We start from the raw sequence: 16192 nt of genomic DNA, 5'->3' as shown, positions 1-16192 counted from the left end.
CCCATTGCCAGACCCGAAGGTCCCCATGAGCCATCCCCGAGTTTCCCTCGCGCTTGCCGCGCCTGATGCCCTGCCCGCCGAGGGGCGTATCGCCGTCTGGCGCGCCACCCGCGACACCGACCTGTCCGACCTGCCGCGCGAGCGTGTGCAGGTCATTCAGGGCTTCGCGCCCGATTTCGACGCGCTGAAGGCGCGCGGCTTCGATGTCGTGGCCGAACCGGACACCGGTTACGCCGCCGCTGTCGTGTTCCTGCCCCGCGCCAAGGCCGAGGCCCGCGCGATCCTGTTCGAGGCGAATGCGCGCGTTGCACCCAACGGCGCGGTCTGGGTCGATGGCGCCAAGCATGATGGCGTGGATTCGGTGCTCAAGGATCTGCGCTCCTGGGCCGTCGTCACCCCGCCGCTCGCCAAGGCGCATGGCAAGATCTTTGCCTTCGCCGCAGGCGCTGCCGCCCCGGCCGAGTGGCAGGCCCGTCCGGGCGAGCCCGCGCCGGGCTTTGTCACCGCGCCCGGCGTCTTTTCCGCCGATGGCATCGACCGTGGCTCTGCGCTGTTAGCCGAGGCGCTTCCGGCCAAGCTGCCCGCCCGGATGGCCGATCTGGGCGCGGGTTGGGGCTGGCTTGCCGCGCAGGTTTTGGCCCGCGAGGGCGTTGAAAGCATCGACCTGATCGAGGCCGAACACGCCGCACTGGACTGCGCGCGGCGTAACATCACCGACCCGCGCGCGCGCTTCGTCTGGGCCGATGCCACCGCCTACGTGCCCGAGGCGCGCTATTCGGGCATCGTGATGAACCCGCCCTTCCATACCTCGCGCGCGGCCGATCCGGCGCTGGGCGCGGCCTTCATTCGTGCGGCGGCCTCGATGCTCTCGCTCTCGGGGACGCTTTGGATGGTCGCCAACCGCCACCTGCCCTATGAGGAGGCCCTGCGCGCCAGTTTCCACGAGCTCGAGGAACTCGGCGGGGATGGCGGCTTCAAGATCATCCGCGCCACCAAGCCCATCGTCGGCGGATCCAAGCCGGTCGCTGCGCCACGCACGCGCATGGCTCGTCCGCGCCGTTAAAATCGGGTAAAAACCCGCAAACCACTCTCAGGGGACAGCCCATGTCGCTTTCCATCACCGGCAAGACTGCGATCATCACCGGCGCCGCCCATGGCATCGGTCTGGCCATCGCGCGCCACTTTCTGGACCGTGGCGCCAATGTCATGTGCGCCGATATCGACGAGACCAAGCTGATCGCGGAACTGGGCGAGAATGCCAAGACCGAAGGCCCCGCGCGCTATTTCGCGGGCGACCTGTGCGAGAAGCTGACGGTGAACAACCTGCTCTCGGCCACGATCGACGCCTTCGACCGGATCGACATCTTGGTCAACGCGGCGCGGGCGGTGACGCCCTGCGATCCGCTGGACCCGGCGCAGGATATCCTGGACGACATGATGCGTCAGAACATGCGCGGCGCGCTGCGCCTGTCGCAGATGACCGCCAAGCGGATGATGGGCCAGGCCGAGAAGGAAAACCGCACCGAGGGCGAGGTGGGCTGCATCATCAATATCTCGACCCAGGCCTCGCTGCGCGCGCAGCCCGAACTGCTGGCCTATTCCATCGCCTGCGCCGCGCAGGATCAGGCAACGCGCAGCCTTGCGGTCGCTCTGGCACCGCACCGCATCCGCGTGAACGGCGTCTCGTTCGGTTCGGTCATGAGCGCATCGCTGCTCGCCGGTATCAAGGAAAACCCCGAGTGGCGCGCGGCCCTGACCGAAGGCACTCCGCTTGGCCGCATCGCCCCGGCAACGGAACTGGCCGAGGCGGTGCAATTCCTTGCCTCGCCGGGCGCGTCCTTCATGACCGGCCAGATTCTTCAGGTCGATGGCGGGCGCAGCGTGGTCGATCCGATCGCGGTGCCGATGTTCTGATCCTTACTCGGGGTAGGTTGCGCGGCACGCGGCGATATTGGCCTCGACCTGCGGCATGATCGCCGCGATCTTGGCTTTCAGCGCATCGCGCTTGCGGGTCTCTTCCGCCGGGTCGATCGACTTGATGCGGCGCTTTGTCTCGGTGTCATGCACAAGGCAATAGCGCGGCCGCTCGACCGGCCCGTCCTTGCCCTGCACCAGTTCGGTGCCGCAAATCTCGCGCCGCCAGACAGGAACCTCGTATTCTTCCCAGGCGTAACCACGCGCGAGGTTGCCCTCGGTTTCCTTCAGCAGGTATTCGAGGTTGCGCAGCTCGCGCGTCGAGCGGCCGATGCATTGTTCCTGCGGGGTGCCGCAGGCGCCCAGAAACATCAGCCCACCAAGAACCGCCAGGGTCACGCGCGAAAACATAGCTACCTCCTGAAAACCACGGCCTATCCTGCGTCCGCGCGGTGCAAAAGGCAATTCCGCCCGAGGCCCGCGCCTGTTAAGGAACCCAAAAGTGATCAGGAGGAGCCGCGCATGACCGACACCGATTTCACGACGCGCAAGGCGCAGGCCAGCCAGTGGTTCTCGGATCTGCGCGACCGTATCGTGGCGGCTTTCGAGGATCTGGAGGATCGCGGTCCGGGTTCCGCCGCGCCGGGCCGGTTCGAGGTCACCCCCACCACGCGCACTGGCCCCGCCGGCGAAGATCACGGCGGCGGCAAGATGAGCGTGATGCGCGGCGGGCGCGTCTTCGAGAAGGTCGGCGTCAATATCTCGACCGTCTGGGGCGAGCTGGCCCCGCGCGCGCAAAAGGCGATGGCGGCGCGCGGCGTGCCGGGGATGGAGCAGGACCCGCGCTTCTGGGCCTCGGGGATCAGCCTTGTTGCCCATATGCAAAACCCGCACACCCCCGCCGTTCACATGAACACCCGCATGTTCTGGACGCCTAGTGCCTGGTGGTTCGGCGGCGGTGCCGACCTTAATCCCTGCATCGAATACGCCGAGGATACCGCGCATTTCCACGCGCAGATGCAGGGCGCATGCGATGCGCATGACGCGGAATACTACCCCCGTTTCAAGGCCTGGGCGGATGAGTATTTCTTCGTCCCGCACCGGGGCCGCGCGCGCGGCGTGGGCGGCATCTTCTACGACGATCTGAACACCGGCGACTGGGAGGCGGATTTCGCCTTTACCCGCTCGGTGGGCGCGGCCTTCCTGCCAGCTTTCGTCCCGGTGACCGAGCGCCGCCTTGGCACGCCCTCATCCGAGGCCGACCGCGACACCCAGCTGATCCATCGCGGGCTCTATGCCGAATATAACCTTGTCTATGACCGGGGCACCAAGTTCGGGCTTGAGACCGGACACAATGCCGATGCCGTGCTGATGAGCCTGCCGCCGCTGGCCAAGTGGCCGTAAGGCGCTGCCGCGCGTTAAACGCTTGGCGGGCTCGCCCGCTGCACAGGCGATTCGCCCTATACACCCGGCGGGGTTTGGACTAGAACGCGGCCTTCGTGTTTTCAGAAGGCCCCGCCATGACCCAGTTTCCGCACCTTCCCGACGCCCTTTCCGCGGCGTTGTCCGAGAAGGGATACACCACTCTGACCCCGGTGCAGGAGGCGGTCTCGGACCCCGCGCTGGCAGGGGCAGACCTGCTGGTGTCTGCGCAGACCGGCTCGGGCAAGACGGTGGCCTTCGGTCTGGCAATGGCGTCGGAACTTTTGGCTGAGGGCGCCTTTGCCCCCTATGCCGACCTGCCGCACGCGCTGATCATCGCCCCCACCCGTGAACTCGCGCAACAGGTCAGCCGCGAGTTGGCGTGGCTTTATGCCAAGGCGGGCGCGGTGATCGCCGGTGCCGTTGGCGGCATGGACGCCCGCAACGAGCGTCGCGCGCTGGAGCGTGGCTGCCACATCGTCGTGGGCACGCCGGGCCGGATCTGCGACCATATCCGTCGCGGCGCGCTGGATCTGTCTGACCTGCAAGTCGTCGTGATGGACGAGGCCGACGAGATGCTTGACCTCGGCTTCCGTGAAGACCTCGAATTCATTCTCGAAGCCGCCCCGGAAGAGCGCCGCACGCTGATGTTCTCTGCCACCGTTTCCCCGCCGATCGCCAAGCTGGCCGCGACCTACCAGCGCGATGCGCAGCGGATCTCGACCATCGCCGCGCGCGAGCAGCACGCCGATATCGACTACCGCGCGCTGATGGTGGACAAGTCTGACCGCGAGAACGCCATCGTCAACGTGCTGCGCTTCTACGAGGCCGAGCGCGCCATCGTCTTCTGCTCGACCCGCGCGGCGGTGACGCACCTGACCGGGCGCCTGCTGAACCGCGGCCTGTCGGTCGTGGCGCTGTCGGGCGAGCTGTCGCAGGACGAACGCTCGCGCGCGCTGCAAATGATGCGTGACGGCCGGGCGCGGGTCTGTATCGCGACCGACGTGGCCGCGCGCGGCATCGACCTGCCGGGCCTTGAGCTGGTGGTCCATGCCGATCTGCCGGTTAACCGAGAGGCGCTATTGCACCGCTCAGGCCGGACCGGGCGGGCAGGCTCGAAAGGCGTCTCGGCGCTGATCGTTCCGCTGAACGTCCGCGCCAAGGCCGAGCGTCTGCTGCGCGAGGCCCAGATCACGGCGAATTGGGACAGCGCGCCTGGCCCCGAGGAAATCCTGGCGAAAGATCAGCAGCGTATCCTGCAAGATCCGGCGCTGACCGCTGCCGCTACCGCCGATGAATTCGACGGGATTGCGCAGTTGCTTGAGGCGTTCGAGCCGCGCCAGCTGGCCGCTGCCGTGCTGCGCAACTTCCGCGCCGCGCGTTCGGCCCCCGAGGATCTGACTCCGGTGACGGTTGACGGCCCGAAGCCGCGCGCCCGCGCCGAGTTCGACCGCGCCACCTGGCTGCGCCTTGGCATGGGCCATGACGAATGGGTCGATCCCAAGTGGCTTCTGCCGATGCTCTGCCGCGCGGGTGACCTGACCCGTCGCGACATCGGTGCGATCCGCGTGATGCAGGACCACACCTTCGTGCAGATCCATGAAGACGCCGCCGCGCGCTTCATGACCGGCCTCGGCCCCGCGATGCGGCTTGAGGACAAGTGCAAGGTCGAGGTTCTGGCCGAGGCGCCCGAGGGGCTCGACCGTCCCGCGCCCAAGCCCGCGCGCTGGAGCAAGGGCGGCGACGACCGCGGCCCGAAGAAACCGCACCGCAAGGGCCCACCGCGTGACCGCGACGAGGACTTCGGCGCACCCAAGGGCCGCAAGGCTGCCCCGTGGGCCCGCGAAGGCGGCCATGGCGAAGCGCAGAAATTCGATAAACCCAAGGCGAAATACGGCAAGTCTGATGGCAAGCCGGGCGAGAAACCGGCAGGCAAGCCCTTCGGCAAACCGGGTGGCAAGCCCTTCGGCAAGCCGGGTGCCAAGGCAGGCAAACCCGGCCCGAAGAAGTTCAAGGGATAAGAAAAGGGGCCGCGAGGCCCCTTTTTTCATGCTGTACGGGCGGTTCTCAGCTCTTGCGGATCGTCTCGATCATCAGCGCGACATTCTCGGGGTCGGCGTCGGGCGTGATGCCATGCCCGAGGTTGAAGATATGCGGCCCTTTCGAGAAGGCGCGCACCACCTCACGCGTGGCGTCGATCAGCGGCTGACCGCCTGTGACCATGTGGCGCGGATCAAGATTGCCCTGCACGCAGCCGTCTTTCTGCACATTCGCCGCCGCCCATTCAGCCGAGACCGAATTGTCAATGGCCACGCAGTCCGCGCCGGTCTTCTTGGCAAAGCCGATGTAGCCCTCACCCGCTTCGCGCGGGAAGGCGATGATCGGCAGGCCGGGGAAGCGTGCTTTCAGTTCCGTGATGATGCGGCGGGCGGGCTCGACGGCGAAATCCTCGAAATCCTGTCCCTTGAGGCTGCCCGCCCAGCTGTCGAATATCTTGATGACCTCGGCGCCGGCCTCGACCTGCTTCGAGAGGTATTCGATGGTCGAGGTGGTCAGCAGGTCGATCAGCCCGGCGAAGGTCGCGCGGTCGGCGGCCTTGAGCGCATGGGCCGGGCCCTGATCCTTGGTGCCGCGTCCGGCGATCATGTAGGTAGCCACCGTCCAGGGCGCACCAGCAAAACCGATCAGCGTAGTTTCCTTGGGCAGTTCGCGCGACAGGATGCGCACGGTCTCATAGATCGGGCCAAGCGTGTCGTGGATATCGTCCTTGCCCTTCAGCGCGGCCAGTTCGGCGGGCGTCGTGACCGTGGTCATCCGCGGGCCTTCGCCGGTCTCGAACCATAGATCGACGCCAAGCGCCTGCGGCAGCAGCAGGATGTCGGCAAACAGGATCGCCGCGTCGAAGCCGTAACGGCGGATCGGTTGAAGCGTGACCTCGGCGGCAAGGTCGGAATTGTAGCACAGCGACAGGAAATCGCCTGCCTCGGCGCGAGTCGCACGGTATTCCGGCAGATAGCGGCCCGCTTGCCGCATCATCCAGACCGGCGGGGTGGGCAGAACCTCGCCCCGCAGGGCACGAAGGATGGTCTTTTCGGTCATCGCTGTCTCCTCAATTGCCCCCACAAGCCCGCCCTGCGGCGCGATGTCAAGCGTTCGGCGCTTGCGCGGGCCGATTGCCGCAGTTATCGCTTGGCCATGACCAAGATGCCTTCCATTACGGACCCGCTGAAGATCGGCACGCGTGGCAGCCCGCTGGCGCTGGCGCAGGCCCATGAAACCCGCGCACGGCTGATGGCCGCCCATGATCTGCCCGAGGCGGCCTTCGAGATCGTGGTGATCAAGACGACCGGCGACAATGCCGCGCTGATCGCGGCCGACAAGCCGCTGAAGGAGCTTGGCGGCAAGGGCCTCTTCACCAAGGAAATCGAAGAGGCGATGCTGGAGGGCCGCATCGACATCGCGGTCCATTCCATGAAGGACATGCCGGTCGCGCAGCCCGAGGGGCTGGTGCTTGACTGCTACCTCCCGCGCGAGGATGTGCGCGATGCTTTCGTCAGCCCCGGTGTCGCGCGTCTGGCCGATCTGCCGCAGGGCGCGACGGTGGGTTCCTCGAGCCTGCGTCGCCGCGCGCAGCTGGCCAACAAGCGCCCCGATCTGAAGCTGGTGGAATTCCGCGGCAACGTGCAGACCCGGCTGAAAAAGCTGGATGAGGGCGTGGCGGTTGCCACCTTCCTCGCGATGGCGGGCCTGAACCGTCTGGGCATGAGCCACGTTGCGCGCTCGGCCATCGAGGTCGATGAGATGTTGCCCGCCGTGGCGCAGGGCTGCATCGGGATCGAGCGGCGCCTGGCCGACCCGATGACCGAACGTTTGCTGGCGGCGATCCACGATGCGCCCGCAGGCCATCGTCTGACCGCCGAACGCAGCTACCTCGCGACGCTTGACGGCTCGTGCGAAACGCCGATCGCCGGGCTTGCGATGCTTGAGGGCGACCAGCTCTGGCTGCGCGGCGAGATCCTGCGGCCCGATGGCTCCGAGGCGATCTCGGGCGAGGCACGGGCCCCGATTGCCGATGCGGCGGAACTGGGCGCGGATCTTGCGCGGCGGTTGCTGGCGCAGGCGCCCAAGGGCTTCTTCGACTGGCGATGAGCGATCTGCTCGCCCGCCTGCGCGACCTGATCGGTCCGACGCATGTGCTGAGCGGCACCGATGCGGCGGCCTATGGGCGCGAGTGGACGGGCCATTATCACTGGACCCCGCTGGCGGTTCTGCGCCCCGCGACGGTGGCCGAGGTCTCGGCCATCCTGCGCCTTGCGCATGAGACGGGCACCCCGGTCGTGCCGGTGGGCGGCAATACCGGGCTCAACGGAGGTACTTACGCCGAGGGCGCGCTGATGCTGTCGCTGGCGCGCCTCAACCGTGTGCGCGAGGTCAACCCCACCGCCCGCACCGTGGTGGCCGAGGCGGGCGTGGTGCTTGAGGCGCTGCACGGGATCGCGGCCGAGCACGGCTTGGCCTTTCCGCTCACCTACGGCGCCAAGGGTTCGGCCATGGTGGGGGGCTTTCTGTCCACCAATGCCGGGGGCTCGAACGTTATCCGCTACGGCTCGGCCCGCGCGCTGTGCCTGGGGGTTGAGGTCGTGCTGGCCGATGGGCGGGTACTGAACCTGCTCACGCAGCTGCACAAGGACAACACCGGCTACGACCTGCGCGACCTGATCATCGGCGCCGAGGGCACGCTTGGCATCATCACCGCAGCGGTGCTGCGGCTGGTGCCCGCGCCGGTGGCCTATGGCACAGCGCTTCTGGGCGTTGAAAGCCTTGGCGTCGCGCTCGATCTGCTCAACCGCGTGCAGGCGGCGACGGGGGGTGCGGTCGAGGCCTTCGAATACATGCCCGCCCATTACATGGCGCGTCTGGCCCGTCTGCGTCCTGAACTCGCCTGCCCCTTCCACCCGCAGCCGGTGAATGTCCTGCTTGAGATCGCGACGACCCGCGCGGGCGATGACCCGTCCACGCTGCTCGAAGAGGTGCTTGGCGCGGCGCTGGACGCAGGGCAGGTGGCCGAGGCCGTCATCGCCACCTCCGAGGCACAGCGCCGCAAGCTGTGGCAGATGCGCGAGTCGGCCGCCGAGATCACCTTCACCACCCCCGATCTGGTGGATTGCGACGTGGCCTTCCCGCTTGATCGGCTCGAGACCTTCCTGCACCGGATGACGGCGCGGCTGGCCACCATCGACCCGGGCGCCGAAGAGCTGGTGATCGCTCACCTTGGCGACGGCAATATCCATTACACCGCCTATCCGACCCGCACCGACCCGGCGCTGAACGACACGATCCGCGCCGCCGTGGCCGAGGAAGCCGTGGCCCTTGGTGGCACCTTCAGCGCCGAGCATGGCGTGGGCCTGTCCAAGCGCGCCACCATGGCCGCGCATAAGGACCCCGTTGCGCTAGATGTGATGCGCGCGATCAAGGTAGCCCTTGATCCCAAGGGCATCCTGAACCCCGGCAAGACCATTCCCTGACCCTTGCATTCGGGGGCGGAGGAGCGCACACAGGGCCTTCACCCTAAGGCTTTTCATGGCGCTTCCGTCCTTCCTCCGTCCGATCCTGCGTGACCCGATGCTGATGCTCTCGGGGGCGCTTTTGATCCTGTTCGGTGCCCATGCGGCGACGCTGGCGCCCTATGCCTCGGCGCTGGCGGTGACGGTGTTCGGCTTGTCCGATGGCGCTTATTCGGCGCTTCTGGTGGTGGCTTCGGTGCTTTCGGTCTCGGCCTCGGTGGGGTTTGGCATTCTGGCCGATCAGCGTGCGAACCGCAGGGTGATCGCGCTTGCCTCGGGCGGGTTCTTGCTGGCGGGCACGGGGCTGATGACCTTTGGCCCCGCGGTCACCAGCTTCGTTCTGGCCCATGCGCTGATTCTGCCGCTGTCAGGCTCGCTCTTCGGGCAGTTCTTCGCGCTGGCGCGGCTGGCGGCGACGCTTCACCCCGAGCGCGACCGCCCCGGCATTCAGGCAACCCTGCGCGCCGCATTCGCACTGCCTTGGGTCTGCGTGCTGCCGATCTGGTCGGTGGTCTTTGGCGCGGGCGTGCCGCTGATCACGGTCTATCCGGTCTCGCTGGTGGTGGCCGGAGTCCTTCTGGCGCTGGTCTGGCGGTTCTGGCCGCGCGACGGGGCAACCCGCTGGCCCGACCCGAAATCGGGCCTCAGCTTTGCCCAATCGCTGCGCGAAATGGCCGAGGCGCGGGTGCTGATCCGGGTGCTGGCGCTTGGCACGATCCACGGGGCGGTGACGCTGTATCTCGTGGTAGTCGGCCTTGTCTTTGCCGGGATCGCGCATCGCGGTGCGGGCGATACCGCGCTTTACGCGGGCATTCTGGCGGGGCTTGAGGTGCCCTTCATGCTCGCGCTGCCCATGGTGCTGGGGCGCACCTCGCAAACCGCGCTGATCTGGTGGGGCATGGCGCTTTATGGTGTGCACCTAGCGGGCCTGCCGCTCTTGGCCGAGACGCCCTATGTCTGGCTGCTGACCATCCCCGGAGCGGCGGGCGGTGCCATCGTGCTGACCCAGCCGATGGCCTATCTGCAAGAGCTTCTGGCCGCGCGGCCGGGGGCGGGGGCCTCGCTCATGGCGCTGCAAAAGCTCGCCGGGGATGCGATCTGCGCAGGCGTTTTCGCGCTTGGCACGGCGCTTGGCGGCTATGGGCTGGCGGCGATTCTGGGGGCCGGGCTGGGGCTGGCGGGGGCCGGGGCACTTTGGGCGCTCGACCGCCGCCGCGACTAGGTCAGCCCGCAGGCACTTTCGCCAACAGTTCCAGCACCTTCGGCCCTAGCGCCTCGATCACCAGCGCAACCCCGGCGGGGGCGGGGTGGATATTGTCGTCCTGCATCAGGTTGCGCCCGGCGCGGTCCTTGGGCGGCAGCTCGGCAATCGGCGCCAGCAGGTCGGGCAGCAGCACAGCATCGTATTTCGCGGCCAGTTCGGGCCAGATCGCGTCGAAATCCGCCTTGTAGCGCGGCCCGTAATTGCCCGGTGCGGGCAGGCCGACCAAAAGCGCGGGCAGTCCGCGCCCGCTGACCTCGGCGAGGATCGCATCGAGGTTCGCCCGCGCCTCCTCGGGCGGCAGACCGCGCAAGAGGTCATTGCCGCCAAGCTCCACGATCACGGCATCGACTTCAGGCGTCAGCGACCAGGCGACGCGCGCCCGCCCGCCCGCAGTGGTGTCGCCTGACACACCCGCGTTGATCAGCTCGACCTCGGCGCCATTCGCCTCAAGCCAGCGCCCGAGCGCGGGCACCAACCCCTCATCCGGGGCCAGCCCGTAACCCTGCGTCAGGCTGTCGCCAAGCGCCAGAACCGTGAGCGGCGCGGCCGCCGCTGGCAGCGGTGCGACAAGAAATGCCGCCACAACAAGCTTGCTGAGGGCGCCGCGCACCCCATATGCGAAGGAAAGACATTTCCGGAAGATCCGCATGACCCCTGCCATTTTGTCCCTGACCGATGCCCGCCTGACGCTAGATGGAAACGCGGGGCCGGTCGAGATCCTGCGGGGAATTACCCTCGATATCGAGCGCGGCGAAAGCGTGGGGCTTACGGGGCCTTCGGGGTCTGGCAAGTCGTCGCTCCTGATGCTGATGGGTGGGCTGGAACGCGCCACCGGGGGCTCGGTGCGGGCGCTGTCGCAGGATCTGTCCGCGATGGACGAGGACCAGCTTGCGCGCTTCCGCAGGGGGAATATGGGGATCGTTTTCCAATCCTTCCACCTGATCCCGACGATGACTGCGCTTGAAAATGTCGCGCTGCCGCTGGAAATCGCCGGGCACTGCGATGCGTTTGCACGCGCCGAGGCCGAGCTGGAGGCCGTGGGCCTTGGTCATCGCCGGGGGCACTACCCGTCCGAGATGTCGGGGGGCGAGCAGCAGCGCGTGGCGCTGGCCCGCGCCGTTGCGCCGCGCCCGGCCATCCTGCTCGCCGATGAGCCGACGGGTAATCTGGACGCTGCCAATGGCGAGGCGATCATGGACCTGCTGTTCGGCCTGCAAGAGCGCCATGGGGCGACGCTGATCATGGTCACCCACGCCCCGGAACTGGCCGAGCGCTGCAACCGCGTGGTGCAACTGTTCGACGGCAAGATCGTCGGAGCGGCCGAATGAGCGCAGCCCTGACCATCGCCCGGCGCGAGTTGCGCGGCGGGGTGCGCGGCTTTCGCGTCTTCCTGCTGTGCCTGATGCTGGGCGTGGCGGCCATTGCCGCCGTGGGCCTTGTGCGCGGGGCGATCCGCACGGGCCTTGCCGATCAGGGCGCGACCCTTCTGGGGGGCGATGCGCAATACGAATTCACCTATCGTCAGGCCACCCCGGAAGAGCGCGACTGGATCGCCTCTCGTGCCGAGGCGCTGTCCGAGGTGGTCGATTTCCGCTCGATGGTTTCGGTCGGGGATGAGCGTGCGCTGACGCAGGCCAAGGCTGTCGATGGCGCCTATCCGTTGTTGGGGGAATTGGAACTTGATCCGCCCGTCGGCATGGACGCGCTGGCGGGGCAGGACGGCCTGTCCGGCGCCTTTCTGGACCCGGTTCTGGCTGATCGGCTGGGCCTTGCCCCCGGCGATCGGTTCGAGCTGGGCGGCACGCCTTTCGTGATGATGGCGCGCATCCTGCGAGAGCCGGACTCGACCGGCATGGGCGTCGCCTTCGGACCGCGCACGTTGATCGCGCTGGATGCGCTGGAGGGCTCTGGCCTACTGGCGCCCGGCGCCCTTTTTGAAAGCGAATATCGCGTGCTACTGCCCGCAGGTGCGGATGTCGATGCCGCAAAAGCCGCCGCCGAGGCGCGCTTTGAAAACGCCGGCCTGCGCTGGTCCGATAGCCGCCGCGCCAGCCCGGGTGCCGAGCGTTTCGTGGACCGGCTGGGATCATTCCTTGTGCTCGTCGGCCTTGCGGGGCTGGCCGTGGGCGGCGTGGGTATCTCGGCCACCGTCGCAGGCTGGCTGGAGCGCAAGGCAGAGACCATTGCGACGCTGCGCGCGCTTGGCGCCGAGGGGGGCACCATTCGCGCGGCCTTCCTGATCCAATTGGCGGTCCTGGGCCTGATCGGCATTCTGGCGGGCCTTGGCCTGGGCGCCGGAGTGGTTCTGGCCGCAGCGGGCGTGATCGAGCGCCTCATGCCGATCCCGGTCGAGGTGCGCCTGAGCGCCCCGCCGATGCTGGAGGCAGCGCTTTACGGTGCGCTTGTGGCGGCGATCTTCGCGCTCTGGCCGCTGGCGCGCATGTCGCAGATGCGCGCGGCGTTGCTCTATCGCGAGACGCAGGGCGGGCGGCGCCTGCCCTCATGGCGGGCCTTCGGGGTGGTCGCCGGGCTGGTCGCGGTGCTTGTGGCGGCGGCGGTCTGGTTCTCGGGGTTGTGGCAACTGACGCTTGGCACCTTCGGCGGCGTGGCCTTCGCGCTGATCATCCTTGCGGGCGCCGCCCTGCTGGTGCGATGGGCCGCGCGGGCCAGTGCCCACCTCGTGCGCGGGCGGCCCGCGCTGCGCGCGGCACTTGCGGCCATTGGCGCCCCGCGCTCCGAGGCGACGGCGGTGATCCTCTCGCTCGGGCTGGGGCTGTCGGTGCTGGCGGCGGTGGGGCAGGTCGATGCGGGCCTGCGCGGCGCGATCCAGCAGGATCTGCCAAGCGAGGCGCCCGCCTACTTCGTGATCGACATCCAGCCCGACCAGTTGCAACCCTTCCTGAGCACGCTCGATGCCATGCCAGAGGTCGAGCGGGTCGAGACCGTGCCGATGCTGCGCGGTGTCGTGACCCGTATCAACGGCCAGAACGCACGCGAACTGGCGGGCGAACACTGGGTCCTGCGCGGCGACCGCGGCGTGACCTATGCCGAAACCCCGCGCGAGGCCCTGACCGAAGGCGAGTGGTGGCCTGCCGATTACGCGGGCGAGCCGCTGGTTTCGGTGTCGGCCAAGGAGGGGGCAGAACTGGGCCTCAGGCTGGGGGATCGGCTGACGGTGAATATTCTCGGGCGCGATATCGAGGCGCGGATTGCCTCGTTCCGCAATGTCGATTTCTCGACCATGGGGATCGGCTTCGTGCTGACCTTCAACCCCGCCGCGCTGTCGGGCGCGCCGCATACCATGCTGGCCACGATCTACGCCCCGCCAAGCGCCGAGGCGCAGATCCTGCGCGATCTGGCGCGGGCATTCCCCAATATCACCGCGATCCGGGTGCGCGATGCCATCGACCGCGTGACCGAGGCGCTTGGTGCAATCGCGCGGGCCACCTCGCTTGCGGCGGGGGTGACCTTGCTGACGGGCTTCGTGGTGCTGATCGGGGCCGCCGCGGCGGGCGAGCGTACCCGCGCCTGGGAGGCCGCGCTGCTCAAGACCCTTGGGGCCACGCGTTCGACGATCCTTGCGTCCTTCGCGCTGCGGGCGGCGCTGATGGGGGCCGCGGCAGGGCTGGTCGCGATCCTGTTTGGCGCGATCGCGGGCTGGGCCGTGGTTGATCTGGTGATGGAGGCCGAGTTCCGCTTTGCCCCGCTTCCCGCGCTGGCGATCGTGGCAGGGGGGATTCTGGCCACGCTGATCGCGGGTCTTGCCTTCGCGCTACGGCCGCTGGCCGAGCGCCCCGCAGGCGTGCTGCGCGACCGGGAATAGGCGGGCGTCAGGCGCGCAGGCCAGCCTCGCGTAGGATGCCGCGGCGCTTGGCTTCGTAGTAATAGCCGCTCGCATACCATTTGACGGCCGCGTCATGCGACCCATCGGCGCAAAGCCATGCGCCGCGCAGGTATTTCACCGCGTATTTGAGGTTGGTCTCGGCGTCGAGCAGGTCCGTCGGCGTGCCGTCGAAACCCATGCCGCGCGCGGTCTGGGGCAGGATCTGCATCAGGCCGTAATAGGGGCCATTGCGCGCGCCGGCATTATAGCCGCTCTCGCGCTGGATCACGCGATGCACCAGGCTGCGCGGCACCTCGTATTCATCGGCATAGCGATTGATCAGGCGACGCAGTTCCGGGGTCTCGCCCGGATGCAGGTCAAACTCGACCGATTTGGAGGATTCGCGCGGGGCAGTGCCACAGGCGGCCAGTGCGATCAGCGACAAAAGCGCGGAACGGCGGGTCAGATGCATCACTACCTCGGAGCAATTCGGGTCCTGAAAGTGATACCCTTCGCTGCGCAATGCGCATAGCCTGTTGCCCGAACGTAAGCGGAGCTTTGCCGATCGCCTCGCGAAAATTCGTTTTGACAAGCGCGCGTCAAAGGCGCCCACTAGGTTCAATGGCATGATGTCAAAGGAGGTTTTCCTTGTCAGATATGGCCGGGAACCCAGTGGATCTGTTCATCATCGGCGGCGGCGTCAATGGCTGCGGGATCGCCCGTGACGCGGCGGGGCGGGGTCTGTCCGTCACATTGGCCGAGCAGGGCGACCTTGCGCAGGGGACGTCCTCGGCCTCGACCAAGCTCTTCCACGGCGGGCTGCGCTACCTCGAATATCTCGAGCTTCGGCTCGTGCATGAGGCTCTGGCCGAGCGCGAGGTGCTGCTGCAGGCGATGCCCCATATCGCGCGGCCCATGCGCTTCGTGCTGCCCTTGCATCCTCAGATGCGGTTCGAGCCCACCTCGCCCGTCAGCCGTCTGGCAGGTCTGGCGATGCCGTGGCTGCGCGGGCGCAGGCCCGGCTGGATGATCCGGGCGGGGCTTTTCCTCTATGACCATCTCGGCGGGCGGCGGCTGTTGCCGGGGACGCGGGCGCTGGATCTGCGCTGCGATCCGGCCGGGCGCGAGTTGAAGGCCGATTTTGCGCGTGCCTATGAGTATTCCGATTGCTGGGTCGATGACGCACGGCTTGTGCTGCTGAACGCGCGCGATGCGCAGGCGCGTGGCGCGACGATCCTGACCCGCTGCAAGGTGCTTGAGGCCCATCGCGAGGGCGATCTTTGGCGCATCGAGACCGAGGCGGGCGCGTATTTCGCGCGCGCCCTGATCAATGCCGCAGGGCCCTGGGTAGGCGGGGTAATCCGCGACACGATCCACATCCCCTCGCGCGATGGGGTCCGGCTGGTGCGCGGCTCGCATATCGTCACGCGCAAGCTCTTCGATCATGACCATGCCTATTTCTTTCAGGGCCGCGACGGGCGCATCTGCTTCGCCATTCCCTATGAATGCGACTTCACGCTGATCGGCACCACCGATCAGGATCACCAAGGCGCACCCGATGCCCCGATCTGCACCGAGGCCGAGCAGGACTATCTTTGCGCCTTCGCTTCGGAATATTTCGCCCGCCCGGTGACGCGCGCCGATATCGTCTGGACGTTCTCGGGGGTGCGGCCGCTTTTTGATGACGGGGCAAGTTCGGCCACGGCGGCCACGCGCGATTATGTCTTGCGGCTCGATGATGATGGCGCGCCGCTTTTGAACATTTTCGGCGGCAAGATCACGACGTATCGGCGTCTGGCGCAGGCGGCATTGGCGAAACTGGCGTCGCGCTTTCCGCATATGGCGGGAGACTGGACGGCGGGCGTGCCCTTGCCGGGGGGTGAGTTCGCCGTGGCCGAGGTTGCCGACCTGCGCGAGGCACTATGCGGCGATTATCCTTTCCTGAGCATGCCATGGGCCGCGCGTCTGCTGCGCACCTATGGCAGCGAGGCGCGCACGATCCTCGGGCAGGCGACTTCGGCCGCCGATCTGGGGTGCGATTTCGGAGCGACGCTGACCGAGGCCGAGATCCGCTGGCAGATCGAGAGGGAATGGGCGCGCACCGCCGAGGACGTGCTGTGGCGGCGCACCAAGCTGGGTCTGCGGTTGAGCCCCGATCAGGTCGCGGCGGTTGCTGCCTTCATGGCTGAGGCGCGGGAAGGGTAA

Annotated in this window: 14 protein-coding genes; 10 read left to right on the top strand and 4 right to left on the bottom strand. The window is 67.7% G+C overall.

Translation table 11 applies throughout. The annotated features are described in order from the left end of the window. Positions 1–25: 25 nt before the first annotated feature. Together LZA78_RS13360 and LZA78_RS13355 are read left to right on the top strand one after the other, a co-directional pair. Positions 26–1063 carry a class I SAM-dependent methyltransferase gene (locus tag LZA78_RS13360; RefSeq protein ID WP_233677430.1) on the top strand — a complete coding sequence of 346 codons (1038 nt, stop codon included), beginning with the start codon at positions 26–28 and terminating at the stop codon, positions 1061–1063. A 41-nt stretch (positions 1064–1104) separates the two neighbouring features. Continuing rightward, on the top strand, positions 1105–1914 hold the full coding sequence (locus LZA78_RS13355; protein ID WP_233677429.1) for an SDR family NAD(P)-dependent oxidoreductase: 810 nt from the start codon (positions 1105–1107) through the stop codon (positions 1912–1914). Positions 1915–1917: 3 nt separating this feature from the next. On the opposite strand, the gene LZA78_RS13350 is transcribed toward LZA78_RS13355, so the two are convergent. Then, positions 1918–2325, bottom strand: coding sequence for a hypothetical protein (locus tag LZA78_RS13350; RefSeq protein WP_233677428.1), 408 nt, complete (start codon positions 2323–2325; stop codon positions 1918–1920). Between the two features lie 111 nt (positions 2326–2436). On the opposite strand from LZA78_RS13350, the gene hemF reads away from it, so the two are divergent. Both hemF and LZA78_RS13340 read left to right on the top strand, forming a co-directional pair. Then, positions 2437–3318, top strand: coding sequence for an oxygen-dependent coproporphyrinogen oxidase (gene hemF, locus LZA78_RS13345; protein WP_233677427.1), 882 nt, complete (start codon positions 2437–2439; stop codon positions 3316–3318). A 116-nt stretch (positions 3319–3434) separates the two neighbouring features. After that, positions 3435–5357: a DEAD/DEAH box helicase gene (locus tag LZA78_RS13340; RefSeq protein ID WP_233677426.1), complete on the top strand. Its 1923-nt coding sequence runs from the start codon at positions 3435–3437 to the stop codon at positions 5355–5357. A gap of 46 nt (positions 5358–5403) precedes the next feature. Here the strand turns inward: LZA78_RS13340 and hemE are convergent, their stop codons facing one another. Further along, the gene (gene hemE, locus LZA78_RS13335; protein ID WP_233677425.1) at positions 5404–6435 is read right to left on the bottom strand and encodes a uroporphyrinogen decarboxylase; all 1032 of its coding nucleotides are present in this window, start codon (positions 6433–6435) and stop codon (positions 5404–5406) included. A 105-nt stretch (positions 6436–6540) separates the two neighbouring features. Between hemE and hemC the strand changes: the two genes are divergently transcribed. From hemC to LZA78_RS13320, 3 genes are read left to right on the top strand one after another with little or no spacing between them, the layout of a single operon-like run. Beyond that, a complete protein-coding gene (gene hemC, locus LZA78_RS13330) occupies positions 6541–7485 on the top strand; it encodes a hydroxymethylbilane synthase (RefSeq protein WP_438811079.1) in 945 nt (314 codons plus the stop codon). Then, a complete protein-coding gene (locus LZA78_RS13325) occupies positions 7482–8861 on the top strand; it encodes an FAD-binding oxidoreductase (RefSeq protein WP_233677423.1) in 1380 nt (459 codons plus the stop codon). The genes hemC and LZA78_RS13325 overlap by 4 nt, the downstream gene beginning before the upstream one ends. Before the next feature lie 55 nt (positions 8862–8916). Further along, complete coding sequence (locus LZA78_RS13320) at positions 8917–10122, top strand: MFS transporter (protein WP_233677422.1); 1206 nt, start codon at positions 8917–8919, stop codon at positions 10120–10122. A gap of 1 nt (position 10123) precedes the next feature. Here LZA78_RS13320 and LZA78_RS13315 read toward each other — a convergent pair whose 3' ends face one another. Continuing rightward, on the bottom strand, positions 10124–10813 hold the full coding sequence (locus LZA78_RS13315; protein ID WP_255697488.1) for an arylesterase: 690 nt from the start codon (positions 10811–10813) through the stop codon (positions 10124–10126). On the opposite strand from LZA78_RS13315, the gene LZA78_RS13310 reads away from it, so the two are divergent. Then, positions 10812–11492, top strand: coding sequence for an ABC transporter ATP-binding protein (locus LZA78_RS13310; protein ID WP_233677420.1), 681 nt, complete (start codon positions 10812–10814; stop codon positions 11490–11492). The genes LZA78_RS13315 and LZA78_RS13310 overlap by 2 nt on opposite strands. Then, positions 11489–13987, top strand: coding sequence for an ABC transporter permease (locus LZA78_RS13305; RefSeq protein WP_233677419.1), 2499 nt, complete (start codon positions 11489–11491; stop codon positions 13985–13987). Before LZA78_RS13310 ends, LZA78_RS13305 begins: the two co-directional genes overlap by 4 nt. Before the next feature lie 7 nt (positions 13988–13994). Here LZA78_RS13305 and LZA78_RS13300 read toward each other — a convergent pair whose 3' ends face one another. After that, positions 13995–14459, bottom strand: a complete 465-nt coding sequence (locus LZA78_RS13300; RefSeq protein ID WP_233677418.1) for a lytic transglycosylase domain-containing protein — start codon at positions 14457–14459, stop codon at positions 13995–13997. 185 nt (positions 14460–14644) lie between these two features. On the opposite strand from LZA78_RS13300, the gene glpD reads away from it, so the two are divergent. Then, on the top strand, positions 14645–16192 hold the full coding sequence (gene glpD, locus LZA78_RS13295; RefSeq protein ID WP_233677487.1) for a glycerol-3-phosphate dehydrogenase: 1548 nt from the start codon (positions 14645–14647) through the stop codon (positions 16190–16192).

The organism is Rhodobacter flavimaris (assembly GCF_021378075.1).
Classification (GTDB): Bacteria; Pseudomonadota; Alphaproteobacteria; order Rhodobacterales; family Rhodobacteraceae; genus Rhodobacter; species Rhodobacter flavimaris.
The sequence above is the reverse complement of the archived record's forward strand: the minus strand, read 5'-3'. Positions and strand labels throughout refer to the sequence as shown.